At 41.7% G+C, this 24,988-nt stretch carries 26 protein-coding genes; 3 read left to right on the top strand and 23 right to left on the bottom strand.

Annotated elements, in window-relative coordinates; translation table 11 throughout:
• Nucleotides 1-3: 3 nt before the first annotated feature.
• The 11 genes from BMW59_RS04305 to gpr all read right to left on the bottom strand — a co-directional run bounded on the left by BMW59_RS04305 (nucleotide 4) and on the right by gpr (nucleotide 12,638).
• Nucleotides 4-756: a 16S rRNA (uracil(1498)-N(3))-methyltransferase gene (locus BMW59_RS04305; RefSeq protein WP_093047862.1), complete on the bottom strand. Its 753-nt coding sequence runs from the start codon at nucleotides 754-756 to the stop codon at nucleotides 4-6.
• 5 nt (nucleotides 757-761) lie between these two features.
• Nucleotides 762-1,703, bottom strand: a complete 942-nt coding sequence (gene prmA / locus BMW59_RS04310; RefSeq protein ID WP_093047864.1) for a 50S ribosomal protein L11 methyltransferase — start codon at nucleotides 1,701-1,703, stop codon at nucleotides 762-764.
• 25 nt (nucleotides 1,704-1,728) lie between these two features.
• Complete coding sequence (dnaJ, locus tag BMW59_RS04315) at nucleotides 1,729-2,847, bottom strand: molecular chaperone DnaJ (protein WP_093047865.1); 1,119 nt, start codon at nucleotides 2,845-2,847, stop codon at nucleotides 1,729-1,731.
• Between the two features lie 156 nt (nucleotides 2,848-3,003).
• On the bottom strand, nucleotides 3,004-4,842 hold the full coding sequence (dnaK, locus tag BMW59_RS04320) for a molecular chaperone DnaK (protein WP_093047868.1): 1,839 nt from the start codon (nucleotides 4,840-4,842) through the stop codon (nucleotides 3,004-3,006).
• A gap of 31 nt (nucleotides 4,843-4,873) precedes the next feature.
• Entirely contained in the window at nucleotides 4,874-5,485 is a 612-nt protein-coding gene (gene grpE / locus BMW59_RS04325; protein ID WP_093047869.1) for a nucleotide exchange factor GrpE, read from the bottom strand.
• Between the two features lie 76 nt (nucleotides 5,486-5,561).
• Complete coding sequence (gene hrcA / locus BMW59_RS04330; RefSeq protein ID WP_093047870.1) at nucleotides 5,562-6,596, bottom strand: heat-inducible transcriptional repressor HrcA; 1,035 nt, start codon at nucleotides 6,594-6,596, stop codon at nucleotides 5,562-5,564.
• Nucleotides 6,597-6,710: 114 nt separating this feature from the next.
• The gene (hemW, locus tag BMW59_RS04335) at nucleotides 6,711-7,850 is read right to left on the bottom strand and encodes a radical SAM family heme chaperone HemW (RefSeq protein ID WP_093047871.1); all 1,140 of its coding nucleotides are present in this window, start codon (nucleotides 7,848-7,850) and stop codon (nucleotides 6,711-6,713) included.
• Nucleotides 7,851-7,912: 62 nt separating this feature from the next.
• On the bottom strand, nucleotides 7,913-9,739 hold the full coding sequence (gene lepA, locus BMW59_RS04340) for a translation elongation factor 4 (protein ID WP_093047872.1): 1,827 nt from the start codon (nucleotides 9,737-9,739) through the stop codon (nucleotides 7,913-7,915).
• 114 nt (nucleotides 9,740-9,853) lie between these two features.
• Nucleotides 9,854-10,267 (bottom strand): hypothetical protein, encoded by a 414-nt coding sequence (locus BMW59_RS04345; protein ID WP_093047873.1) that lies wholly within the window; start codon nucleotides 10,265-10,267, stop codon nucleotides 9,854-9,856.
• 18 nt (nucleotides 10,268-10,285) lie between these two features.
• On the bottom strand, nucleotides 10,286-11,461 hold the full coding sequence (spoIIP, locus tag BMW59_RS04350) for a stage II sporulation protein P (protein WP_093047874.1): 1,176 nt from the start codon (nucleotides 11,459-11,461) through the stop codon (nucleotides 10,286-10,288).
• 70 nt (nucleotides 11,462-11,531) lie between these two features.
• Nucleotides 11,532-12,638: a GPR endopeptidase gene (gene gpr, locus BMW59_RS04355; protein ID WP_093047875.1), complete on the bottom strand. Its 1,107-nt coding sequence runs from the start codon at nucleotides 12,636-12,638 to the stop codon at nucleotides 11,532-11,534.
• Between the two features lie 145 nt (nucleotides 12,639-12,783).
• On the opposite strand from gpr, the gene rpsT reads away from it, so the two are divergent.
• Nucleotides 12,784-13,050 carry a 30S ribosomal protein S20 gene (gene rpsT / locus BMW59_RS04360; protein WP_093047877.1) on the top strand — a complete coding sequence of 89 codons (267 nt, stop codon included), beginning with the start codon at nucleotides 12,784-12,786 and terminating at the stop codon, nucleotides 13,048-13,050.
• A gap of 280 nt (nucleotides 13,051-13,330) precedes the next feature.
• Here the strand turns inward: rpsT and holA are convergent, their stop codons facing one another.
• Nucleotides 13,331-14,353 carry a DNA polymerase III subunit delta gene (holA, locus tag BMW59_RS04365; protein ID WP_245732945.1) on the bottom strand — a complete coding sequence of 341 codons (1,023 nt, stop codon included), beginning with the start codon at nucleotides 14,351-14,353 and terminating at the stop codon, nucleotides 13,331-13,333.
• Between the two features lie 338 nt (nucleotides 14,354-14,691).
• Here holA and BMW59_RS04370 point away from each other — a divergent pair, with 338 nt between their 5' ends.
• Nucleotides 14,692-14,823 carry a YqzM family protein gene (locus tag BMW59_RS04370; protein ID WP_093047881.1) on the top strand — a complete coding sequence of 44 codons (132 nt, stop codon included), beginning with the start codon at nucleotides 14,692-14,694 and terminating at the stop codon, nucleotides 14,821-14,823.
• A gap of 117 nt (nucleotides 14,824-14,940) precedes the next feature.
• Here the strand turns inward: BMW59_RS04370 and BMW59_RS04375 are convergent, their stop codons facing one another.
• The 3 genes from BMW59_RS04375 to BMW59_RS04385 all read right to left on the bottom strand — a co-directional run bounded on the left by BMW59_RS04375 (nucleotide 14,941) and on the right by BMW59_RS04385 (nucleotide 18,623).
• The gene (locus BMW59_RS04375) at nucleotides 14,941-17,250 is read right to left on the bottom strand and encodes a DNA internalization-related competence protein ComEC/Rec2 (RefSeq protein WP_093047882.1); all 2,310 of its coding nucleotides are present in this window, start codon (nucleotides 17,248-17,250) and stop codon (nucleotides 14,941-14,943) included.
• Between the two features lie 64 nt (nucleotides 17,251-17,314).
• Nucleotides 17,315-17,884, bottom strand: coding sequence for a ComE operon protein 2 (locus BMW59_RS04380; protein WP_093047884.1), 570 nt, complete (start codon nucleotides 17,882-17,884; stop codon nucleotides 17,315-17,317).
• A 100-nt stretch (nucleotides 17,885-17,984) separates the two neighbouring features.
• Entirely contained in the window at nucleotides 17,985-18,623 is a 639-nt protein-coding gene (locus BMW59_RS04385; RefSeq protein ID WP_093047886.1) for a helix-hairpin-helix domain-containing protein, read from the bottom strand.
• Nucleotides 18,624-18,697: 74 nt separating this feature from the next.
• Between BMW59_RS04385 and comER the strand changes: the two genes are divergently transcribed.
• Nucleotides 18,698-19,528, top strand: a complete 831-nt coding sequence (comER, locus tag BMW59_RS04390) for a late competence protein ComER (RefSeq protein WP_093047888.1) — start codon at nucleotides 18,698-18,700, stop codon at nucleotides 19,526-19,528.
• A 57-nt stretch (nucleotides 19,529-19,585) separates the two neighbouring features.
• On the opposite strand, the gene BMW59_RS04395 is transcribed toward comER, so the two are convergent.
• The 8 genes from BMW59_RS04395 to BMW59_RS04430 are packed head-to-tail and all read right to left on the bottom strand — an operon-like array spanning nucleotide 19,586 to nucleotide 24,682.
• Complete coding sequence (locus BMW59_RS04395; RefSeq protein WP_093047890.1) at nucleotides 19,586-20,317, bottom strand: class I SAM-dependent DNA methyltransferase; 732 nt, start codon at nucleotides 20,315-20,317, stop codon at nucleotides 19,586-19,588.
• A gap of 34 nt (nucleotides 20,318-20,351) precedes the next feature.
• Nucleotides 20,352-20,708, bottom strand: a complete 357-nt coding sequence (rsfS, locus tag BMW59_RS04400; protein ID WP_093047892.1) for a ribosome silencing factor — start codon at nucleotides 20,706-20,708, stop codon at nucleotides 20,352-20,354.
• A gap of 6 nt (nucleotides 20,709-20,714) precedes the next feature.
• Nucleotides 20,715-21,293 carry a bis(5'-nucleosyl)-tetraphosphatase (symmetrical) YqeK gene (yqeK, locus tag BMW59_RS04405; protein WP_093047894.1) on the bottom strand — a complete coding sequence of 193 codons (579 nt, stop codon included), beginning with the start codon at nucleotides 21,291-21,293 and terminating at the stop codon, nucleotides 20,715-20,717.
• A complete protein-coding gene (locus tag BMW59_RS04410; RefSeq protein WP_093047896.1) occupies nucleotides 21,286-21,861 on the bottom strand; it encodes a nicotinate-nucleotide adenylyltransferase in 576 nt (191 codons plus the stop codon). The genes yqeK and BMW59_RS04410 overlap by 8 nt, the downstream gene beginning before the upstream one ends.
• A gap of 13 nt (nucleotides 21,862-21,874) precedes the next feature.
• Nucleotides 21,875-22,168, bottom strand: coding sequence for a ribosome assembly RNA-binding protein YhbY (gene yhbY / locus BMW59_RS04415; protein WP_093047898.1), 294 nt, complete (start codon nucleotides 22,166-22,168; stop codon nucleotides 21,875-21,877).
• A complete protein-coding gene (aroE, locus tag BMW59_RS04420; protein ID WP_093047900.1) occupies nucleotides 22,168-23,004 on the bottom strand; it encodes a shikimate dehydrogenase in 837 nt (278 codons plus the stop codon). Before aroE ends, yhbY begins: the two co-directional genes overlap by 1 nt.
• A gap of 56 nt (nucleotides 23,005-23,060) precedes the next feature.
• The gene (yqeH, locus tag BMW59_RS04425) at nucleotides 23,061-24,179 is read right to left on the bottom strand and encodes a ribosome biogenesis GTPase YqeH (protein WP_177174179.1); all 1,119 of its coding nucleotides are present in this window, start codon (nucleotides 24,177-24,179) and stop codon (nucleotides 23,061-23,063) included.
• Nucleotides 24,152-24,682, bottom strand: a complete 531-nt coding sequence (locus BMW59_RS04430; protein WP_093047902.1) for a YqeG family HAD IIIA-type phosphatase — start codon at nucleotides 24,680-24,682, stop codon at nucleotides 24,152-24,154. The genes yqeH and BMW59_RS04430 overlap by 28 nt, the downstream gene beginning before the upstream one ends.
• Between the last annotated feature and the right edge of the window lie 306 nt (nucleotides 24,683-24,988).

Consider the following 24,988-nt stretch of genomic DNA (forward strand, 5'->3'; position numbering starts at 1 on the left):
AACTCACCCCGATAATTCTAAATGATAAGATATGGCTGATAAGCCGTAAAATGGAGCTGTCTCACTCCTCAGTATACGCGGGCCAAAAGCACAGCTGATTGCCCCTGCTTCTTTCATCACTTGTACTTCCCGATCAGAAAAACCTCCTTCAGGGCCGGTGACAAGCAATAGACGGTCCCCCGGCTTTACCAGTTCCAGCGTTTGACGGAATTGGCTTTTCTCATCAGTCTTCGCATCTTCTTCATAGGCGATTATGACATAAGAATATGAAGTAAAGCGGTTAAGAAGTTCCTTGAAAGAATGAACAGATTCAACCCGCGGCACAAGACTGCGGTGGGACTGTTCACTCGCTTCCTTAGCAATTTTATTCCATCGTTCCAGTTTCTTCTTCTCTTTTTTCTTATCCCATTTAACTACAGACCGTTCTGCTTCAAACGGAATAATTCCGCCTGCTCCCAGTTCGGTCCCTTTCTGAATAACAAGCTCCAGTTTGTCACCTTTAGGCAGACCATGAGCAAGACTAACGTGGACAGGAAGCTCTGCTGAGTATTCAATCCTTTTAACGAGAGATGCTCTTACCCTTTCGGGAGAGACTTCTTCAAGGCTGCAGACAAAACAGACACCTTCTCCGTTACAGCAAATAACTTGATCGCCTGCCCGCATTCTCATTACCCGGCTAATATGCCTGGCCTCATCGCCATCCATCATAACATAGTCATCATTAAAATGCTGATTACTTAAAAAATACCTCTGCATACTATCTACTCCGGTTTTTTGGCCGTAAAAGAAAGCCAGTCTTCCATTTCAATAATTTCTTCAATATAAAAACCTGAAGATTGCAGTGCCTCTCTCACCATTTCCCTTTTCGTCTGAATAATGCCGGAAGTAATAAGCTTCCCCCCTGGTTTTAACGAAGCGAAAGCTTCCCCGCTCATCCCTGTGATGACTTCTGCCAGGATATTGGCAACAATTAAATCAGGGGAATGGTCAGTGTTTTCAAGTAAATTGTTTTGTCTGACGCTTACTTTATCGTGCACTTTATTAAGTTTAGTATTAATTTTGGCTGATTTAACCGCTACTTCATCAAGGTCAAGGGCATCAACCTGGGAGGCTCCCAGTTTTGCTGCGGCAATACTGAGGACACCTGTACCGGTTCCTACATCCAGGACCATATCTCCTTGATTTAAGTGGCGTTCAAGCGCTTGTATGCAAAGAACTGTCGTCGGGTGAGTTCCTGTTCCAAAAGCCATTCCAGGATCAAGTTCTATAATAATTTCACTGTCCTGGACCGGCGAATAGTCCTCCCAAGTAGGAGTGATCGTAATATGATCAGAAACTTTAACAGGTTTATAATATTTTTTCCATGCTGTCGCCCATTCTTCCTCATTTACCTCACTTAAAGTCACTTTATTGTTGCCTAAATCAATATCGTAGACGAGGAGCTGGTTAATGGCCTCTTTAATTTCTTCCACAGCTTCACCTAAGAAGCTGTTCACAGGAAGATAAGCTTTGAGTAATACACCTTCTTCAGGGTAATCACCTGGCGACAGCTCATAAATTTCTCCATATGTTGTTTCCCAATCGCGGTAAAGGTCGTCCGGATCCTCAATGACCACTCCGCTTGCTCCAGCCTCATGGAGAATATGGCTCACAGGTTCCACCGCTTCCTGGGTTGTATGAATGCATATTTCAGACCATTTCATCAAACCAGCCCTCTCTGTCTATTAATTATCCGAAGCTTTTAAAAGCTCTTTTTACTTTCTCAAAAAAATTATGATTCTGTTCATCTGGTGCTTCATTGCCGCTTATGTCAGAAAACTCGCGAAGAAGCTCTTTCTGCCGTTCAGTAAGATTCTTAGGGGTGATAATTTTCATTTGGATATGCTGATCACCCTGCCCCATTCCTCTGACATTCGGCACGCCTTTGCCGCGCAGACGAAAATGTGTGCCTGTTTGGGTACCTGCAGGTACTTTTAACTTAACTTTCCCTTTCAAGGTAGGCACTTCAATCTCGTCGCCAAGTGCTGCCTGCACGAAAGTAATTGGCATTTCACAGAAAATGTCGTCGCCGTCCCGTTTGAAGAATTCGTGCGACTTAACATTAAAGACAACAAACAGGTCTCCAGGAGGACCTCCGTTTACTCCACCCTCGCCTTGTCCTGCTACACGTATTTGCTGGCCTGTGTCCACACCGGCAGGAATTTTGACATGGATTTTCTTTCGTTTTTTTACTTTCCCCTGACCGCCGCACGTACGGCATTTATGTTTAATAAATTGGCCTGTACCGCTGCAGTGGTGACATACACGGCGGTTAACGACACGGCCGAAAGGAGTGTTCTGTTCCACGTTCATCTGTCCGGATCCCCCGCAATGCTGACAGGTTTCCGGTGAGGTGCCTTCTTTTGCACCGGATCCATCACAGGTTTCGCATGTTTCTTCACGCGGAATCTCAATATCTGTTTCTTTGCCGAAAACTGCCTCTTTAAACTCCAGAGTCATAGTATACTGCATATCCGCTCCCTGGCGAGGCGCATTCGGGTCTCTTCTTCCTCCTCCGCCGAAGAACATATCGAATATATCACTAAATCCGCCGAAATCCCCTGCGCCTGCTCCACCGAATCCTTGGTTTGGATCAGTATGTCCAAATTGGTCGTAGTGGGCACGTTTTTGGGAATCGCTTAATGTATCATAAGCTTCTTTAACTTCCTTGAATTTCTCTTCCGCGTCTGCTTCTTTATTGACGTCCGGGTGGTATTTCCGAGCCAGCTTCCGGTACGCTTTCTTTATTTCTGCTTCGGATGCTCCTTGATCAACCCCAAGAACATCATAAAAATCTCGCTTGCTCATGCTTCTCACTCCCGAGTTTAATCCATAACGAATATCTTATCATTCACCACTCAAACAGGCAAGAGATCAGATAGACTTCTTCCTGCACTCCAGTCGTGAAAAAAGTCAAAGCCAAGGAACTCCTGACTTTGACTTTTCACTCTGCTTCGTTAGAAATTACTGTTTTTTGTCGTCTTCATTAACTTCTTCATAATCTGCATCGACTACGTTATCGTCTGCACTGTCTTCTTGTCCTTCTCCACCTTGCTGTTCCTGAGCCTGCTGCGCAGCCTGCTCGTAAAGTTTTGTGGAAAGCTGTGTAACGACTTCCTGAAGCTCGTCTTTTGCTGAACGGATCGCTTCAATATCTTCACCTTCAAGGGCTTCTTTCACTTTTTCTTTGGCAGCCTCGGCCTTCTCTTTATCTGCAGGATCTACGTTGTCTTCTCCAAGATCCTTTAATGTTTTTTCAGTAGTGAAGACAAGCTGGTCAGCCTCATTGCGAAGATCTACTTCTTCACGGCGTTTCTTATCCGCTTCAGCGTTTTCTTCAGCGTCTTTAACCATTTGTTCTACTTCTTCGTCTGACAGACCGGAAGAAGAGGTAATAGTAATAGACTGTTCTTTGTTAGTTCCAAGGTCTTTCGCCCGGACATTCACAATACCGTTCGCATCGATATCGAATGTCACTTCAATTTGAGGCACGCCTCGTGGTGCGGGCGGGATATCTGTTAATTGGAAACGGCCAAGAGTTTTATTATTTGCAGCCATTTCACGTTCACCCTGAAGCACATGGATATCTACAGATGGCTGGTTATCAGCTGCAGTTGAGAATGTTTGCGATTTACTTGTAGGGATGGTTGTATTTCTTTCAATTAGTTTTGTAAAGACGCCTCCCATAGTTTCAATTCCAAGAGATAGCGGAGTAACATCTAATAATACAACGTCTTTTACATCCCCTGTGAGAACACCTGCCTGAATAGCGGCACCTAGTGCGACAACTTCATCAGGGTTCACCCCTTTATGAGGGTCTTTGCCGGCTACTTTCTTAATTGCTTCCTGAACAGCAGGAATACGTGTAGAACCACCGACTAGAACCACTTTATCTACTTCTCCAGCAGATAGTCCGGCATCTTGTAAAGCACGGCGTGTTGGTCCCATTGTTCTTTCAACAAGTTGGGAAGAGAGTTCTTCAAACTTGGCGCGTGTCAAATTAAGTTCTAAGTGTTTAGGTCCGGATTGGTCCGCAGTAATAAATGGCAGACTGATTTGAGTCTGGGAAACACCGGATAAATCTTTTTTCGCTTTTTCAGCGGCATCTTTAAGACGCTGAAGAGCCATTTTGTCCTGTGAAAGGTCGATACCGTTGTCTTTTTTAAACTCTTCAACGAGGTGGTCAATAATGACCTGGTCAAAGTCGTCTCCGCCTAATTTGTTGTCTCCGGAGGTTGCTTTTACTTCGAAGAAGCCGTCCCCAAGTTCAAGAATTGAAACGTCAAACGTTCCACCGCCAAGGTCATACACAAGGATCGTCTGGTCTTCTTCTTTATCAAGGCCGTAAGCTAATGCTGCTGCTGTCGGCTCATTAACGATTCTCTCTACTTCCAGACCGGCGATTCTACCCGCGTCCTTCGTTGCCTGTCGCTGAGAATCATTGAAGTAAGCAGGAACTGTAATAACAGCTTTTGAAACAGTTTCCCCTAAGTAAGCTTCAGCATCACTTTTTAATTTTTGAAGAATAATTGCCGAAATCTCCTGTGGTGTATATTCTTTTCCTTCAGCCTCCACTTTATAATCGGAGCCCATATGGCGCTTAATAGATGTAATCGTGTTAGGGTTGGTAATCATTTGACGCTTAGCTACTTCCCCAACCTGACGCTCACCGTCTTTAAATGAAACGACAGACGGGGTCGTTCTCGCACCTTCTGCGTTAGCAATAACAGTAGATTCTCCACCTTCCATTACAGCCACACAAGAGTTAGTTGTTCCTAAATCAATTCCAATTACTTTACTCATTAAAAATTCCTCCTATTCATTGCATATGTAGTTATGCATTAACTTTTACCATAGCTGGTCGAATGACACGGTCTTTAAGCTGATAGCCTTTCTGCATTTCTTCTACGACAATATTTGAACCATAATCATCTGTTTCGACTTGCATCACCGCCTGATGGTAGTGAGGGTCAAATGGCTGACCAACAGCGTCAATTTCACTAATACCTTCTTCTTCTAAAGCATTCTTAATTTGACGGTAAACCATGTCCATTCCTTTTAATAAACTCTTCGTTTCTTCTTCCTGAGGAGTGATCGCCATTCCTCTTTCAAAGTTATCCAAAGCAGGAAGGAGTTTCTCCGCCAGACTTTGTGATTTATATTTAGCAGCCGATTCTTTCTCCTGTTTCGTACGGCGCCGGAAATTATCATAGTCTGCCTGAATACGTAACATTCTGTTTGTCGCTTCCTCAAGCTTCAGTTCAAGCTGTTTCACTTCAGAATCCTGAGATTCTTCAGCAGAATCCACTTCTTCCTGATGCTGTTCCTCCTGCTTAAGCTCTTCCTCTGAACCTTCTCCTTCAGAGGTTTTCTGAGACACCTCTTCATGTGTCTGTTTTTCTTCATATGTGACATCATCAAATTCACGGTTAGTTTCGTTACCCAAGGTTCTCACCTCCTTAATTAATCACTGTAAGAGCCCCTTCATCTTTATGAGGAAGGAGCCGCTCATTTCAAAGTAATTAGCTGTTTTTCTGATACCATGCTGTTAACAGCTTAGTCATATCTTTGGACAAATAATCCATAATACTTATTACTCGGGGGTATTCCATTCTGGTAGGCCCTAAAATACCAACGGTACCCATATGCTTACCGTCCAAGGAATAGGTTGCGGTAATAATCGTGCAGTCAGCAAACGGCTCAAAATGGTTTTCTTCTCCAATCTTAATTGTCAGTCCGTGGTCATCAGAACGGAAAAGCTTAGAGACGAGAGCATCTTCTTCAAAAATGTTAAGAATATTCCTTACTCGTTCTACGTCATGAAATTCAGGCTGGCTTAATATATTCGTTTTCCCGCCGTAGAAAACTTTTTCATTCTGGTGTGTCCGGAAGACTTCAAGAAGCATCTCAACCGTAGATTCGTACTGGTTGATGTACTGCTTTAAAATACTTGAAATTTCCTCTGTAAGCTTTTCTTTTAATTGTACCAGCGGGACGCCTCGCAGACGTTTATTTAATATATTAACTACTTTTTCGAGTTCAGCACTTTCAAGAGTACCCGGAAAATGGACAGTCTGGTTTTCCACGTGGCCTGTATCCGTCACAATGATAACGACAGCCTGATTATCGGAAATTGGAATGAGCTGAATCTGCCTTAAAGTAGACTCAAATACTTCAGGCCCCAACACGATAGACGTATAACTCGTTAAGTTGGACAGTACTTTTGCTGCCTGCTGAATAACCTGCTCAAATTCATTAAACCGGTTTGTTAACAACGTTTGAATATCTGACATATCTCTCTTACTCAGCTTGGACGGAGATAAAAGATGGTCAACATAATAACGGTATCCCTTTTGAGAAGGTATTCTCCCTGCAGAGCTGTGCGGTTTCTCCAAAAAACCAAGTTCTTCAAGATCAGACATCTCATTTCTGATGGTGGCGGGACTATAATTAATATCTTCCCGTTTTGAAACACTTCTTGAGCCTACAGGTTCCGCATTCGTAATATAGTCATTTACGATCGCTTTAAGGATCATCAACTGACGCTCTGTCAACATTTAAATCCCCCCTGTTAGCACTCTTAGATGCCGAGTGCTAAATCTATAATATAAGTTACCAAAGAAGGATTCCTGTTGTCAACGGAGAGAGTTCATTCTTAAGAAAAAAACAGCTCAGTCAGTTAGAAGAAACTGTTCAAACACCTCATTCCCAAGGAGAAGACCGTTTTTAGTCAGTTTTATTCTGTCCCCGCTTATTTCCAGCAGGCCGCGGTTAAGCAAATGTTGAACTGCACCTTCAAAAACGTCTGTAACCTGTCTGCCAAACCTGTTGTGAAACTCTTTTAATGAGACGCCTTCCAACTTTCGAAGTCCCATAAACATCTGTTCTTCCATTTGTTCCTTAATCGAGACGGGGTGCTCTTCAAGATAAGGAAGTCTGTTTTCAGATACTGCTTTCATATATTTAGGGAGAGGCCCATGATTGACCCGTCTGACACCGTCCGTGTAACTGTGTGCCCCAGCCCCTGCTCCGTAATATTCCTGATTGTTCCAGTACGTCAGATTATGGCGGCTCTCATAACCTTCCTTTGCAAAGTTACTGATCTCATAATGAACAAACTGGTGTTCTTGCAATTTTTCCTGCATATATTCATACATAGCGGCTTCTGACTCTTCTCCCGGCAACGGAAGTTTACCCTTTCTTAATAACTGATAAAACACCGTTTTTTCTTCCACCTTCAGCGAATAAGCACTTATATGCTGAATAGGAAGACGTGTGATCTCAAGCAGCGAATCTGTCCACTGCTCCATTGTCTGATTCGGAAGACCGAACATCATATCTACAGACAAATTGTGTATCCCTGCTTTATGGCTTAACTCTACCGTTGTTTCGATATCCCCAGGCTGGTGGTCGCGGTTAATTGTTTTCAACAAATCTTTATCAAATGTCTGTGCCCCTATACTCAGCCTGTTAACCCCTGTTTCCTGCAACATTGCCAGTTTTTCTTCCTCTGCACTCCCCGGATTCACTTCAACTGTCCATTCAGGGTCAGCTTCTAAAGGAAAAGTATTTTTTATTGATTCAAGGAGAAACTTCAGCTGCTCAGTGCTTAAAGAGGTAGGAGTTCCCCCGCCCACATAAATAGTAGATACAGGGCCGGAGGGAAATGTGCTGATTGTATGCTCCATCTCCTGTCTGCAAAGCTCAAGGTATTCATCAACAGGCTGATTTTTAAGGTAAAACTTATTAAAATCACAGTAGTGGCAAATCTGTTCACAGAAAGGCACATGAACATATAGAGACTTTGGCACTGTTATTCACCTCACTTTAAACAAAACGGACAGACCGCAGAGATTCTGCGGTCTGGGCGTGTCTACTTATTTTCATCCATACTCAGAACGGACATAAACGCTTCCTGAGGAACTTCCACGTTCCCGACATTCTTCATCCGCTTCTTTCCTTCTTTCTGCTTTTCAAGAAGCTTCCGTTTACGGGAAATGTCTCCCCCGTAACATTTAGCGAGAACATTTTTACGCATCGCTTTTATGGTAGAACGGGCGATGATTTTCTGTCCAATACTGGCCTGAACAGGCACTTCGAACTGCTGGCGAGGGATCAGTTCCTTCAATTTCTCAACGATATTTTTACCTCTATCATACGCCGTATCCCTATGGACAATCACCGACAGGGCATCAATTTTTTCCCCATTTAGCAGTATATCCATTTTCACAAGCCGGCTTTCTTTATAACCGATTAATTCATAATCGAAAGAAGCATATCCTTTTGTACTTGATTTTAATGTATCAAAAAAGTCATAAACAATTTCCGATAACGGAAGCTCATAAACGATATTTACACGGTTGGCATCAAGATATTTCATATCCACATAGTCCCCGCGTTTTTTCTGGCACAATTCCATTACCGGTCCGACGAAGTCATTAGGCACCATTACTTCCGCTTTAACATAAGGTTCCTGGACACTCTCTACTTTCTGGGCATCAGGCATTTCAGCAGGATTGTCTATTCTGACTGATTCGCCATCCGTTAATTGCACTTCATACACTACGCTTGGCGCGGTAGTTATAAGGTCAATATCAAATTCCCGTTCAATTCGCTCCTGAATAATTTCCATATGAAGCAAACCTAGAAATCCGCAGCGGAAGCCAAAGCCAAGCGCCTGGGAGGTTTCAGCCTCAAATTGCAAGGCGGCATCATTAAGTTCAAGCTTTTCCAAAGCTTCCCGTAACCCGTTATAGTCATTTGTATCAACAGGGTAAAGGCCGCAGAAAACCATTGGATTGAGTCTTCGGTAACCCGGCAGAGGCTCCGCTGTCGGCGTTTCAGCGTGAGTGACGGTATCCCCTACCCGGCTGTCGCTGACATTTTTTATGGAAGCTATCATAAAGCCAACATCACCAACAGTCAGTTCTTCTTTTGATACCGGCTTTGGTGTAAAGACGCCAATTTCCTGAACCTCAAACTCTTTTCCAGTGGCCATCATTTTAATTTTTTCTCCTGGTTTAACCGTTCCTTCTACAATACGCATGTAGACAATTACTCCCCGGTAAGGGTCATAAAGTGAATCAAAGATCATAGCCTTAAGAGGCGCTTCAGGGTCCCCGTCAGGTGCAGGAACGTGTTTAACAACAGATTCAAGAATATCATCAATACCTATTCCATTTTTAGCTGACGCGAGAAGGCAGTCATCCATAGGCAAACCGATAACATCCTCTACTTCCTGTTTTACCCGGTCCGGTTCCGCACTTGGTAAATCTATTTTATTAATCACCGGAAGAATTTCCAGATCGTTATCAAGCGCTAAATAAACATTGGCAAGTGTCTGCGCTTCAATTCCCTGGGCTGCGTCCACTATAAGGAGCGCGCCCTCACAAGCAGCTAAACTGCGGGAAACTTCATAAGCAAAATCTACGTGTCCCGGTGTATCTATTAGATGAAAAATGTATTCTTCGCCATCATTAGCTTTGTAAGTCAACTGGACAGCGTTTAATTTAATAGTAATTCCCCGCTCCCGCTCCAGGTCCATCGCATCAAGCATCTGATTTTTCATTTCACGCTGGGTAAGCGCACTTGTTTTTTCTAATATACGATCAGCTAACGTTGATTTGCCATGGTCAATGTGAGCAATAATCGAGAAGTTTCTAATTTTATCCCGTCTTTGTATTCTATCTTGAGGTTTCATTTCACTATCACTCCTACCATACTCCGATAAATGCACTATCTTTTATTATAGCAAGAATGACAGCAAACGTTCAACTTTACATATAATCAATCGAATAAATAGGGGAATGACCAATTAGTCAATCAGGGAAAACATTTTACTGAATGCCTGCTCGAACGCCTCAGCCGTTTTTATACCTAACTCTGAAAATAACGGGCTTGGCTCTCTCTTTAGATAATCGGTGTCTGATTTTTCGACATAAAGAGGCAGGGGCTCATCCAAAAGATCCTGAATCTCTTCGTGGCTGTTATTATGATAGACTACAAGACCTTCACTTTCTTCCATTTCGATAATATTAGAAGGAGTTTCCTTTACTTTGAATTTAAGCTTTTCTTCTCCCTCTTCCGGTTCTGGATTTTCTTCTGTTTTAATGACATTAAACCGGTCAGCTGTAAGATCTGTCTCCTGGTCAGAATAAATAACCCCAAGTATAAACCCGAACATCAGAACCGCTGATAATATAACCCCCCGTAAGAATATCTGGCTCATAGCACCACCCCCTGTCATTTATTCTTCAGTTTGCTGCTCCCAGTAGAATTCACTGAATACTTCAGCAAATAATTCCACTGATCTGTATACTTCTTCCAGTGAATTTTCAACTCCGCCAAACTCCACAAGAAGAGAGTTGGAGGAGAGATCCTGATTGTATACACCGTTACGGCCGCTTGCGCTTACAGGCGGGGCGAATATTCCTCTGCTTAATCCGTAATACTGGTTCTGTAATTTTTGATGCAGCTTAAGCGCTAACGCTTCATTTTTTTCATAGTTCGGGTTGTTTTCGCCTATTACAAATAATGTTTTTGCATATTTTTCCCCGTTCATTTCCACTGTTGTGACTTCTCTTGACTGAGAATCACGATGTAAGTCAAAAAAGAATTGGATATCTTCCTCTCCGCTCACCGCTTCTTCCACTATTTCACGGGAGACCTCATAGGATTGGCTGAAATGCCACTTCCGTTCATTCAGTTTGGCACCAATATCGGTCGTATCCACTTCCGCCCGAATGCCGTGCTTAGCCAGCTCAATGCCCAGTCTTTCGCCTACAAGTGTGATATTAACAGTCTCATGGAACGGGTCTGAAGCATCCTGTAATTCAGGGAGGTAAGACTCGCGGTTATGCGAATGAACAATATGAACAGTGACAGGGAGGTCCTCTACACTCTCCGTCTCAGCTACTGACTGTTTTAAATCAGCCAGTTCTTCTATTCTCTCCGTAGACGCCTCTCTTTCGGCCAGAAGGACTTCCATTGGAGGAGACGATTCAATTGGCATATTTGTGTAATCGACCCCTTCCCCGGCTGTAATGATTCGTCCGTCAAATAAAGAAAAACCCGGCAATTCCCTCCCAAGAAGACTCCTCGGATCATCAGGATTGAGGTTAGTCGCAAGTTCAAACAGCACAGGCGTCATGGAAGGCGGTTCATGCCCGTCCGGAAGCGCCTGCTGAAAGTACCGGTTTTCACTTCCTAAAACGTAGACGAGAGTTTCAAGAGGTATATGTTCGCTCATTTTGTTAACTGAGGCTGAAGTCAGCGTGTAGCCGGGTCCCAGAGCCGTTAATGTAGCTGTTGTAAAAAAAATAAAAATAACGCCTAACACAAGTGAGACGAATGTTTTTTGAAAGCTTGTCCTTTTCCAGTGTCTGTTGACGGGACGCCTTCCGTATGTATAAGGTTTTTTCAACGTTCCCACCCTCTCTTATAGCCTGTCCTTAATCTATACTATGCTTTAAGAGAGGATGAAGAACCTATTTTTAATGAGTGTAAGAGCCTGAATTTTGATTTGTAACATTCTTATGCAAAGCATCATTTAAACCTTGCGCCAGTAAATTGGCCATGTCTTCAATAAATTCATCTACCTCTTTTGGGGTAACCATTAAGTTGTGACCGAGCGGAGCTAACACTTCCTTAATCAGCTGCCTCTTTTCCTGGTCTTCCAGACCTCCTACTATTCCCATATAAAGCTCCCTTTCTTTTTCCCCCGGCAAATCTTCTTCAGTTAGCTTTCGCTTTTCACCAAATGTCATTCCAGCAGGTGTGAGGGCACGCTTCGGCTGGTTTCCTTCTCTTATCTCCCTGCCAAAATGTTTTAACAAAAAGTCAATAGTGTCGCTTGTTATAGAGACAGCATCAACAACTGTCGGGACACCTATGGCTATAACCGGGACACCCAAAACTTCTTTGGAAATCTCTTTTCTTTTATTGCCGACACCAGAGCCTGGATGTATACCAGAGTCTGAAATCTGAATGGTCGTGTTCACTCTTTCAATAGACCTTGCAGCTAATGCATCAAGCGCAATTATAAAATCCGGTTTGACTTTCCCGGCGACCCCCAAAATGATATCGCTTGTTTCCACGCCTGTCAGCCCCATCACTCCAGGTGAAATCGCGCTCACCGGCCTAAAACCTTCTTGAACGTTTTCCGGCTGCAGTTCAAACAGATGTTTTGTCACTAAAAGGTTTTCAGTCACAAGCGGACCGAGAGCATCCGGAGTCACATTCCAGTTTCCCAGTCCAACGATAAGACACGTGTGGTGAGGCTCTATACCCAACGAGGTTAAAAAATCTGCAAATTCCCGCGCAAAAACCTCCTGCGCTCTTCGTTGAAGTTCAGTGTCTTTCTGCCTGATCCCGTCAATCTGCAAAGTAATATACTTTCCTGCTTTTTTCCCTAATTGCTCAGAAGCTGTCTCTTCAATCGTTACATACGTAATATATACGCCATCCACATCTTTTTCCTGAATGTTTACTCCTGTCTGTTCAGCCGGTTCCTGTCTCTCTTTTTTTTCCTTTGCCAATGAATGAGCTTCTACAGCTAAATCTGTCCTGACCTGATATTGGGATAAATCCAATTCCGGCATTTGCTTCAACCCTTTCTTATTGAGAATACTGATGTCTTGTTAACATTGGAAAATGTTATTGCAAATTAAATTTCATTTTGGTACAATCCTTATTGTTGCACGCAAAACGAAACGTTATTACGGTTGCATCGAGGAGGTGAAACAGATGGCAAACATTAAATCTGCTATCAAACGTGGTCGAACTATTGAAAAGCAACGAGCTCAGAATGCTTCATTTAAATCCGACCTTCGTAGATCAATCAAAGTTTTTAACACAAAAGCTGATCAAAAAGATGTAGAGGGTGCTAAAGAAGCATTCCTTACAGCTACTAAGAAAATTGATAAAGCTGCAAACAGAGGTATTTTCCATAAAAACGCAGCAAACCGCCAGAAGTCACGTTTACAAAAGCGTTTAAACGAACTTTCTGCGTAACAGTAAAAGGCAGTCACTTATGTTAGTGATATGCCTTTTTATTTTGCTCAATAAATTAAAAAATCACCATAAAAAACTTGGCTCACCGCCAATTCCTGTTGCCTGTGTCAGAATTAATCTTCTATATGTTAACAGCAAAAATCCGAACAATACGGTAAGTGAACTGCCCTCTGTCAGAAGATAAGGAAAGTTCAAATACCGGCTACTTGTTCGGATTTCTTTGATGGTTATTATTTTTTGTCCCAGACTCTCTGTTTGCCATAGGGCGGGATTCCCATATCTAAATCGGCTGCTTTCTCCCTGATTGCCTTTTAAGCAGAAAAAGCTCAACTCCTAACTGATCATTAATCTGGCCTGTTTTTATACGGTAATCCAGATCCGCCAGCTGATTAATTAACTGCAGTAATTCATCCTCCCTGAAACGCTGAACCTGCCTTGCTGCCAGCTTGACTGCATAAGGGTGAAGTTTCAGCTGGGAGGCCATGACTTTCTCACTGTACCCTTGTTTACTAAGCTGTTTTACCTGGTAAAGAATACGAAACTGTCTGACCATTAAAGCCATTATTTTAAGAGGCGCTTCCTTCTGTTTAAGAAGGTCCTTATAAATTTTTAACGCTTGAGGAACCCGGGCTTTTACGACAGCATCTACAAGGCTGAATATATCCTGCTCAAGCGACCTGGCGACAAGGTCTTCTACATGCTTTTTTTGAATTGTCTCTCCCTCGCCAACGTAAATCGCAAGCTTGTTAATTTCAGAAGCCATTACCATTAAGTCTGCACCGGTTAAAATAAGAAGACTGTTCTGTGCCTCCTGGTCAAACTGCACGTCGTATTCTGCTGCCTTTTCAGTAATCCACTGCCGCAGCTCCCTTTCTTCCAACGGCCTTCCTTCCATAACCTTACCTTGTTTTTTAAGGGTTTTAACAAGTTTTTTTCTTTCATCAAGTTTTTCGTAAGGCGCGTGTACAATCATTGTTGTTTCCATAGCAGGTTCTTCTATGTAAGCGAGCAGTGCTTTTAGATTATGCTCCACTTTATCCGTTTGTTTTTGCGTGGAAAAAAAGTACGCATCCTTAAGTAAGACAACACGGCGCCCTCCCATGAAAGGAAACGTGTATGCTTCCTCAACAGCCAGATCCACGGGATGTTCATTCATATCAAAACGCGATAAATTAAATTCCTGTTCTTCAGGAGATAATGCTTTGGAAACGATCCTGTTTAAAATATCTTCAATTAAGTATGTTTCTGATCCGTATAATAAATACAAAGGAGATAATTCCCCTTTATTTAACTCTTTTAACATTTGGACATAAGACACGGCTGGCTCTCCTCCTCTTACTTTCTTCAATATATTTTACCATACCGGCAAGAGGAAAGGAAAAAGGGAAACGGTTATAAAACCGCTCCCCATTTATGATAAACGCCTCCGGTGAAACACCTAGGATAATCACCGGTGACGATAATCAACTTACATTCTTTTGTAATGATATCTTATCCTATGCCAGCTAATTATATAGGTGACAACTATTAGGAAATGTGAAACACATTTTCCTTGGTTAAATTAACATACTGACTTAATTTCATATCTGGATTTTTTTTTAGGAATCGACTATACTATTTAAGTGACAGGAGGGATAAAGAATGAACGAATTCGAAAAAGATGTCCAGACAAAAAGAAATGATTTTATTGACAGTGCGGTAGGATTCGTAGTTGTTTTCGGTTTCTTTGCAACGATTTTCATTATCGCCCAGGTAATTGATCTTTTAACATAAGTTTCCCGGCTACATAAAACCTATAAACAGCACACTCTATTTTAAGGGTGTGTTTTTTATTTTGTTTTCCAAACAGGATTTTTTACGTTAAGCTCTTAATAAAATTTAAAGTGCCTCTTACTGCTCTTCCAATAAAAAAGGAGTAATTGTATAATTGCCACCCTTTAATTTCACCGTCACCGCTCCGTGTTTATCGGTTCTGAAAGTAAGTATTTCTTTACTGTCCATCAAATTTGTAACCTCAGTATGGGGATGGCCGTAACGATTGTTCTCTCCTGCGGAAATCAAGCCGGCTTGCGGGCTCAGCTGTGCAAGAAACTCCTCCTGTGATGAAGATAAACTGCCGTGGTGAGCAACTTTTAAGATGTCTGCTTTTAAGTTTGGAAAATTCCTTAAAAGCCTGTTCTCTCCTTCTTCTTCCAGATCTCCTGTAAATAATAATGTGACGTTGTTAATGGATGCCAAAATGACAATTGACCGGTCATTTTCCTTATCCTCATCGCCTTCAGGATGAAGAATATAAAACCAGTCTTTTCCTTCTGTCCACCCCATTCCCTTTTCGGCAAATTTAAGAGGTATTCGTTCTTCCGCCAGGCATTCAAGGCTATTACCGGCTTCCTCAGGTATCGATTGCGCTTTCGGATAATAAGCCTCTCCTATCGTAAATTTATCAGTCAGATAACATGTTTCACCAATGTGGTCAAAATGCCCGTGTGTAAGAATAAGCTTGTCAATTCTTTTAATTCCTTTTGCCTTTAAAAAAGGTTCAATAACATACATCCCAGGCCCTGTCGATTCATTCCTGTTAAGCGTTTGCCCATTGTCCCAAGGCAGGATGCCTCCTGTATCGATCAGATAAACCCCCTTTCTATACGGCAACTCAATTACAAAAGCATCCCCCTGACCGACATCAAGCATAGTTACAGACCCTTCCTCTTTAAAGTATGGCATAAAAGCCTGCAGAAAGACGATCCCGGCTAACAGACTGCCTCCCATTACTCTTAAGCTTATCCGCTGACTTTCAAACAGCAGAAGGCTTATAACGACTGTTATTATCATTAACCAGAGCATAGAGTCAGAAGGCTGCCCTAAGACGGCAACAGTCCAGGATATTTCTGAAAAATACATAGTAAGCCTGTCAATCAAATGAAAACTTGCAGAACCCATAGACAGCAGCAAATCCGATATTCTCCCGGAAACTGGCTGAAAGAGCACCGTTAAAAATGAGAGGGGTAAAATCCAAAAAGATATAAACGGAATAAACAGCAAATTCATGGGCAGAAAAAGTACAGGAAACTCATAAAAATGATAAAGAGTCAGTGGAAAAGAAATCATTTGGGCGATAGTGGAAGTTTTAGCCAGGAGAATCACACGGGAACTGCCAGTAAACATAGATTTAGACAGCAGAAGAGAGAAAGTGGTGAGAAAGGAAAGCTGAAAGCCTAAGTGAAATAAATAAAGCGGATTATAAATTAATAACGCCAGGCACACAGCAGAAATAATATCGAGAACTGATATTTTCACTTTCATCTTGAACGAAAGTATAACTAACATACACATTAGGGAGGCACGAATAACAGAAGGTGCTCCTCCTGCAATCACACTATAAACAGGCAGCAGCAATAACACAATTGTACCTGCTGTTTCCCTTGTAAAACCTGCTCTGTATAACAGATAGTAAGCAGCAAAAGTAATAAGGCCTACATGAAGGCCTGAAACAGCGAGAAGGTGCAATATACCGAACCGGCGATAAAAATCAATTTTTTCCTTATCTATAAAGGATCTGTCTCCGAAAACGAGAGCTGTCATTAAAGCTGCAATTTCTTTCTCATCTTCTTGAGCCATACGGGCGATCTTACGGCTTCGCCAGCTGCCCAGGTTTTCTAACAGCTGCACTTTCGGCTCTTCACAATAAAAATGAGAGGACGGAACCTTCACAAGCCAATGAATTTTTTGCTCGTATATATATTTTTTGTAGTCAAATATGTAGGGATTTTTACGAGGGGACGGCTGCTCAAGCCTGCCTTTAAAGTAGCATGTCTCATAAAGGGAAGGTGCAAAAGAATCCATATCATCAGGCAGATAGACTTGAATATATTCTCCAGTATCCAATTTCACCTGAAATGACCAGTTTAATTCTGAGGAAGTCAGCCTGGGAACTGACTTAATAACTCCTTGAAACTTTGTTTCGAGTCCTGTCAGATTCGTATCGATTTTACTTGTATACATACACCCGTAAGTGAAAAATAAGAGGGCTGTAAGAAAATATATAGCCAGTGTCCAGCCTGTCTGTCTATGGGTAAGATACTTTAAGTGAGGGAGAAAACCGAAGATAATAAAAGTAATGGACCAGAAATTCAGGCCTAGGAGTGAGAATGCCAATCCGCTTACAGCAAAATAAACGATGCAATAGAACCTTGGTTTCATGACTGCCTCCTGAAAACAGTTTTAAGGGAAGGAGACAGGGAAAGCTTGCTGCCTTCCCCCTTTGTTATGTAGAAGATGTGTAAAGACGATTTGCCTCTTCCTTTAATTTGGCTATTTCTTCGTTCTCCGCTCCCCGTTCCTCCAGCTGTTTTAATAACCGGGCTGTAAAAGAGAGCTTTTCTCTGTTTTTTGTATCGAGAATCATTTCCTCCAGCTCCACTTGTTCCACGGCCACACCAGCCTGCTCAAAAAGTTCCACTGCAAAATCGTGATTTTTATAATCTTCAGCGTAATATACTTTCTTAATCCCTGCCTGAATGATAGATTTACAGCAATTTAAACATGGGAAATGGGTAACATAAATTTCTGCCCCTTCGGCAGGCACGCCGAATTTGGCACACTGAAGCAACGCATTTATTTCAGCGTGGATCGTCCGTACACAATGATTATCAATTAAAAAACACCCTTCATCAATACAGTGTTTACCACCCGAAATAGACCCATTATAACCCCCGGCGATGATCCGTTTATCTCTGACTATAGTGGCTCCTACCATTAACCTCGTACAGGTGCTCCTTAAAGCAAGCAGATGGCTCTGTGCCATAAAATACTGATGCCATGAAATTCTTTCCATTATGTTAAAACCTCCTGGATTATTAATTTTAAAGACACGCCTCAGGTCTTTAACAAGTGTAGACAAGTTGCAGTGCTGGCGTCAACGTCCCTTAACCATTTTATCTGATAATTATTTTATCAACGATATTTTCCAATGTTTTTTCGCCTATGCCCGGCACTTCCTTTAACTCCTCCCCACTCTTAAATGGTCCGTTTTCATCTCTGTAGTTTATAATGGCGTCAGCTTTAGCAGGACCGATTCCCGGCAGTGCAGTCAGTTCTTCAGCAGATGCTGAGTTAATTAAAATACCTTCCTGTTGAGAAGGGAGCCCCGTCTGTGCAGGACTTGAAGACAGGATATTTTCATATTCTTCATCCATAGACGGCACGTAAATAACCATCTCGTCATAACAGCGTTCTGCTAAATTAATTAGTTTATCATTTGCATTTCCTGTGAACCCGCCAGCTTTTAAGATCGCATCCTGCACCCTTTCACCTTCTTCCACGGTATATATTCCTGTGTTTACAACTTCCCCTTTTATGTCAACTATGAAGGTCTCCTGCTTAAAAGCAATCTGACTATCAGAAACCTCCTCTTCACCTGTTTCCTCTTCCCATGGAAACACCACATGCTCCGCCTCACTTTCTCCCTTTTCACCCGCCGGTAAAAAGAAAATTAGAAATAAGGTAACTGAGACTGCACCTCCGATAATCATGAATATCCCTTTTTGAGGAAGCCGGTCTTTAAGAACATTCATCTTTTTCCCCCTTTCTTATCATTAAATATCTTTTAATTCATATCTTTTAAAGATGGACTATAAGGAGTGATAGTGTGAAAAAATTAGGATTTATTGGTACAGGAAGCATGGGGAGCCTGTTAATTGAAGCATTTATAAAAGCAGGGGCACCAGAAGATTATTTCCATGTGACAAACCGCAGTCTTCATAAAGCAAAGGCGCTCCAGGAGAAATACAGGGGTATACACATTCATCAGGATGCTTTGTCAATTGTTAAAGAGGCCGAATGGCTGTTTATATGCACTAAACCATTGGAAATGGTGACCGTGCTGGATGAGTTATCGGCTCACATCAAGCCAGGCCAGGTTATTATTACTATTACCAGTCCTTTACAAGTAGAAGAAACAGAACTACTTGTTAATAATTCAGAAATTCCGGTCGCCAGATTCATTCCAAGTATTGTAAATCTGTCTCTTTCCGGACCTTCTTTGCTCACATTCAGTGAAAGATGCACAGAAGGTATGCGTAATGATTTGACACACTTATTCTCAACCATATCAACACCTGTGTTAATAGATCCTTCTGTTACACGGGTGGCTTCCGATATAGCCAGCTGCGGTCCTGCGTTTATAAGTTTTCTTGTGGAGCGGATGATTAAAGGGGCTGTCGAAGAGAGAAACATCGATGAGAAAACTGCCACCGCTATTGCGGAATCAATGCTTATTGGATACGGAGAACTGATGAAGCAAAAATATTTTGATTTGTCTTCTTTACAAAAAAGAGTTACCGTACCAGGAGGTGTAACCGGAGTAGGTTTAAAAGTATTAAACAAAGAAACAGGGGATATGTTTCACAAGCTGTTCAGGGAAACAGAAAAGAAGTATCAGGAAGACCGTAAAGGCATTCAGAAGAAAATGCGAAAATAAAAGAAGCTGGTCTGAGCCAGCTTCTTTTATTATACCTCACCTTATTAAAATTGCTAACTACTTTTTTACAGCTTTAAAGAATACTCTGTCGTCGTCATCTTTAAGTTCTTCTTCGCCGAATCTGCCGGTTATTTCTATATAATCAAAACCTGCTTCTTTCAGCCAGAATAAATATTCCCTGGGAAGGAACGTTCGCTGGTAATGTTCTTCATCGAGGCGTTCATAAGTGCCTTCTTTATTTTTCATAAAAAAAGTAAGCGAATGGCGGACACTCAAAGGTTCATCTTCCGGTTCACAAAACCACATGTATGATAATGATTCTTCATTTTCCCCATAAAGCTGATTGTCAAAAATATGTTCCATTTTATAAGGAGAGTGGGCATCAAACAGAAAAACCCCTCCCGGCTTTAAAGCGAGGGCAATTTTTCGGAAGGTTCTCTTTACATCTTCTTCCTTATTAAGATAATTGATGCCGTCACAGAATAAAGTAACGCCGTCCAATTCAGTAAAACCGCTCAACTCACGCATATCCTGTAAATATAAAGGGACAGTCTGCGAACTTTGGCGGACTTTATCTTCAGCCACTGTCAGCATATCCTGGGATAGATCCGCTCCTGCCATATTAAAACCATGCTCTGCCAGCATGAGTGTAAACGTTCCTGTCCCGCAGGCTACATCCACTACGTCTCCGCCTTCTTTTAAATGCCTGCTGGCATAGGTTATCCAGGATTCATAAGGCGCATCTTCCATAAGAGCATCATACAGGGACGCAAAGTGCTCAAGGGTCATTTCATCACTCTCTTTCTTAATTCAGCATCACGCCTTACGGCTGGATAATCTTTTCAAGCTCCATCACAGGAGCGTCTCCCCAAAGTTTTTCCAGGTTATAATACGGTCTCTCATCTTTATGAAAAACGTGCACAATGACATCATTCAGGTCAATCAGAACCCATCTGGCATCTTCCAGACCTTCAAGTCTTTTTACATCAAGTCCTGCAATATTAGCACGGTCTTTTACTTCTCTTGCAATTGCTTCCACCTGGGTCTCTGAATTACCATGACAGATCACAAAGTAATCAGCCATCAGGGAAACTTCCTTCATGTTCAGTGCAGTGATTTGATGGGCATTTTTATCATCAGCTGCTCTTACAGCAAGGTCCAGTTTATCTTTCGGTTCCATAAAATATTACCCTCCATATGCTCTCAAATTTATTGCAAACTCATTATAAGCTTCAAACGTGTCCGGATACACAGGCAATGACTTTTTTGAAAGAAAAACAATCGTATTTCTCAAAGCTTCAAGACAGCCTTTATCCAAATCGGCTTCAGCTGTTTCTCTTACTTGACCCGCTTCAGGAAAGGTTCTTCCAGGTTCAATATAATCAGCAAGAAAAACGATCTTTTCTTCTAAGGTCATGCCTGCTCTTCCAGTCGTATGATACCGGATTGCAGATAATATAATATCGTCATCAACTTTCAATTCTTCCTGAACATACACGGCACCAACAAAAGAATGAAGCAGTTCATTACCGTATTCAAGAAGTCTGTTCGGCAGATGCCTGTTATTTAACACAGTCGATCTCATTTCATCATAAGAACGGTATTTCGCATAATCATGCAGGATAGCTGCAAGCCTTATTTTCTCCAAGTTTCCGCCAAATCTTTCAGCTAACTTGGAAGCTTCTGATACCACACGTTCTGTATGCTCGAACCTCCGCGGCTTTAAAGCCTTACGGACGATTTCAAATGCCTGCGCTTCATTCATATAAATGATTCTCCTTTATATACTCGTAAACTCCTTCCGGTAACACAAACCGGTTAACGGACCCTTCTTTTAAAGTCTTTCTGATATAAGTTGAGGATAACTCTACACTGACATCATCCAGAACAGTCATGCGGGAAGGTGTTTCTGCATCAGATATTAAAAAGCCCGGCCGTGAGATAACAATAAAAGGGATCATTTCTTTTAATTGGTCATATTTATACCACTTGTGGAAATTATTTAAACTGTCTCCACCCATAATAAAATGAAATTGTAAATTAGCGTATTCCTTTTGAAGAAGCCTGACGGTGTCAACCGTATAAGAGGGACCTGACCTGTCCATTTCTAATGTGCAAAGCCTGTATGCCGGATGCAGTTCTGTCACCTTGTCAACAAGCTTTATCCGGTCTTGATCAGAAATGCCGGACGCCAGCTTTTTATGTGGAGGAATATGATTCGGCAACCACCAGATTTCATCAAGCTTTTTATTTAATCTGGCTTCCTCAGCCATAATCAAATGTCCAAGATGCGGAGGGTCAAAAGTGCCCCCCAGCAGACCAACTTTCTTCATAATAACCCCCAGATTAATCAGGAAGCTCTATCTTTTTATTTTCTTCCGATTCTTTATATAAAATAATAGTATTGCCAATGACTTGTACCACATCAGCTTTTGCCCCTGAGGCAATTTCATGGGCGGCGTCATCTTTATCTTCCGCACAGTTTTGAAGAATACTCACTTTAATCAACTCTCTTGCTTCAAGAGCATCATTGACTTGTTTAATAAGATTCGGATTGACTCCGGCTTTTCCAACTTGAAAAATCGGTTTTAAATGATGTGCTTCACTTCTTAAAAAGCGTTTTTGTTTTCCAGTAAGCATTATTTACCTCCCAGTTTTCCTATAACTTTCTTTTTCATGATTTCCCTCGGCGCTTCCTGGCCCGTCCATTTTTCAAATGCCAGTGCGCCCTGGTTTATAAACATATCCAGGCCGTTTTGAATAATTGCTCCCCGGGCTTCAGCATCCTGAAGCCACCTCGTTTTGGCCGGCGTATAAATTAAATCACTGACTACGGTCCCTTCAGAAAGGGTTTCAAGAGATAGCGGCATTTTTCCTGTATCCGGGCTCATTCCTATGGAGGTTGTATTAATAATTAAATCAAATTCAGTTAGCCTCGCCTGAGCTCTGCCTAAATTAATAGCAGACGAGTCCGTCCAGCCTTCACATGCCTTTGCCAGCTCATGAGCTTTTTCCACAGTCCTGTTAGCAATGACAAGTCCATGAATATTGTATTTAGCCAGAGTAACGGCAACTGCTTTAGCAGCACCTCCTGCGCCAATTATTAAAGCCCGTATATTCTTTAATTCTTTCGGCAGGATCGGCATTAAACCATGCACGTATCCCTCACCATCAGTATTATATCCGGTAAGCTTTCCATTTTCATTAACAATGGTATTAACAGCGCCAATTTCTTCAGCTAACGGATGGATTTCATCTAAAAAATTCATAACCTCTACTTTATGAGGAAGCGTCACGTTTACGCCTCTTATCCCGAGCCCTCTTATTCCGTCAACCGCTTGCTGCAAACGGTTATCAGGAACTAAGAAAGCATGGTAAGAAGCATTTATATTTAATTCCCGAAATGCTTCTTCATGCATATCCGGCGAAAGACTGTGACCAACAGGGTTTCCTATGACTCCGTATATTTGCTTCACTGTTATCCCTTCCTAATTAAACTGTATTTTAGTTTCCCGTTTAAGTGTTCCGTTTTTTAAAATATGGACGGTCTTATATTTACGTTAACACCTTTAGGAGCAAATGTCCGAATCACACTTCCTGACCCGCTGATTGTCACCCATCCAAGCCCGGAAAAAATAAGATCATATTTACCCGGTTCAACCTTCCATTCTTTTTTCACAAGTTCAGGAAAGCTCTCTTTGTTTTTTTCAAAAGGCGGGGACAGCATATCTCCAAGATGCTGTTCGTACAGCTCAGCTGCTTTTTCCGTTTTGGTACGGTGGATAGTCAGATCATTTGACATATACACTATAAATGACTGAGGTTCGCCGCTTTTAAAGTCAACACGCCCTAGACCGCCAAAAAATAATGTTTGAGCCTCATTAAGCTGAAAAACTTTTGGTTTCACCTCTTTTTTAGGGGAAATCACTTTTAATTCGTTTTTATCCAGTAAATGGGCTATTTGGTGGTGATTAATTATTCCTGGAGTGTCGTAAAGAAAAGATCCGTCATCAAGCGGTACATCGATCATATCCAAAGTTGTGCCAGGGATGTTGGATGTCGTAATTAACATATCTTCCTCAGCACCGAATTCCTTTAATAAACGGTTGATAAAGCTTGATTTTCCGGTATTCGTACTCCCAACTACATACACATCCCGTCCATCTCTGTGCTCTTCAATAAGGTTGGCGACCTCCATAATGGAATCTCCTGTTTTAGCACTCATTAAATGAACATCTGCTGGTTTTAAACCATAATCTTTAGCTGCTTTTTTCATCCATTGAATCACTTTGGAGCTTTTCACTGATTTCGGCAAGAGGTCCGCTTTATTTCCAACAAGAAGTACCGGGTTTTTCCCTGCGAAACGATGTAAACCCGGCAGCCAGCTGCCTTCAAAATCAAATATATCAACTATTTTTACGATCAATGCCTCTTTTTTCCCTAATTCAGTTAATATTTTCAGAAAATCATCATCTGTTAATGAGACGTCCTGCACTTCATTATAATGTTTCAATCTGTAGCATCTCTGGCAGATAATTACTTCTCTGCTTAAGGAAGAAGGAGGCGCATAGCCCAATTCCCCTTTGTTCTCTGTTTGAATCTTTACTCCGCAACCTGAGCAGATCAGCTGCTCCCGTCCGATTTCTCCCATTCAATTAACCCCTTTCTCTTCATTGCCTGAAACACCCGGCGTTCTATCCTTCGGTTAAATTTAGTAAAAAACCCATCATTCTCGGCTACGGGAACGACCAGGATCGTTTGAAAACCTCCACGGTTCCCCCCAAGAATATCTGTCAGCAGCTGGTCTCCCACCACTACCGTTTCTTCTCTTTTTAAATTCATTAAGTTACAGGCTGTTTTAAAAGCCCGGCTCGACGGCTTCCTTGCCCTGTAAATAAAAGTGATGTTATGAGGGGAAGCGAACTTTTTAACCCTTGCCTCATTATTATTCGATACAATCACAATTTGAAAATCATGATCCCTCAGTTTCTTAAACCATGCAGTCAGCTCTTTTGTAGCTTCAGCTCTATCCCATTCCACAAGGGTATTATCAAGGTCGGTTATAATCCCCTTAACTCCTTTCTCTTTCAATTCTTCAATAGAGATATCATAAACTGATTGAACATATTGATCAGGAATAAATTGTTTTAACACACATGTCCCTCATTTCTTTAAAGCAGTTAGCTTAGATTCCTACCTTATAATACCTGTATTTTATCAATGATTTCAAACAGTACAAGAAAATCGGCAAATAAATTTCGACAGAAACTTACACTCCTTCAAAATGTGGATAAGTTTATTCACATTTTCCCTTCTTACCTGCCATTAAAAAACATCATATATAAACAGTATATCCACAGAATACCCACCACAAATGTGGATAAAACAGAATTTGAGATGGTTTACAGATCATGGTAATATCTATTCAACTATTAAAGTCATCCTATTAAATATAAATAC

It is taken from the genome of Salipaludibacillus aurantiacus (assembly GCF_900111295.1).
Classification (GTDB): Bacteria; Bacillota; Bacilli; order Bacillales; family Salisediminibacteriaceae; genus Salipaludibacillus; species Salipaludibacillus aurantiacus.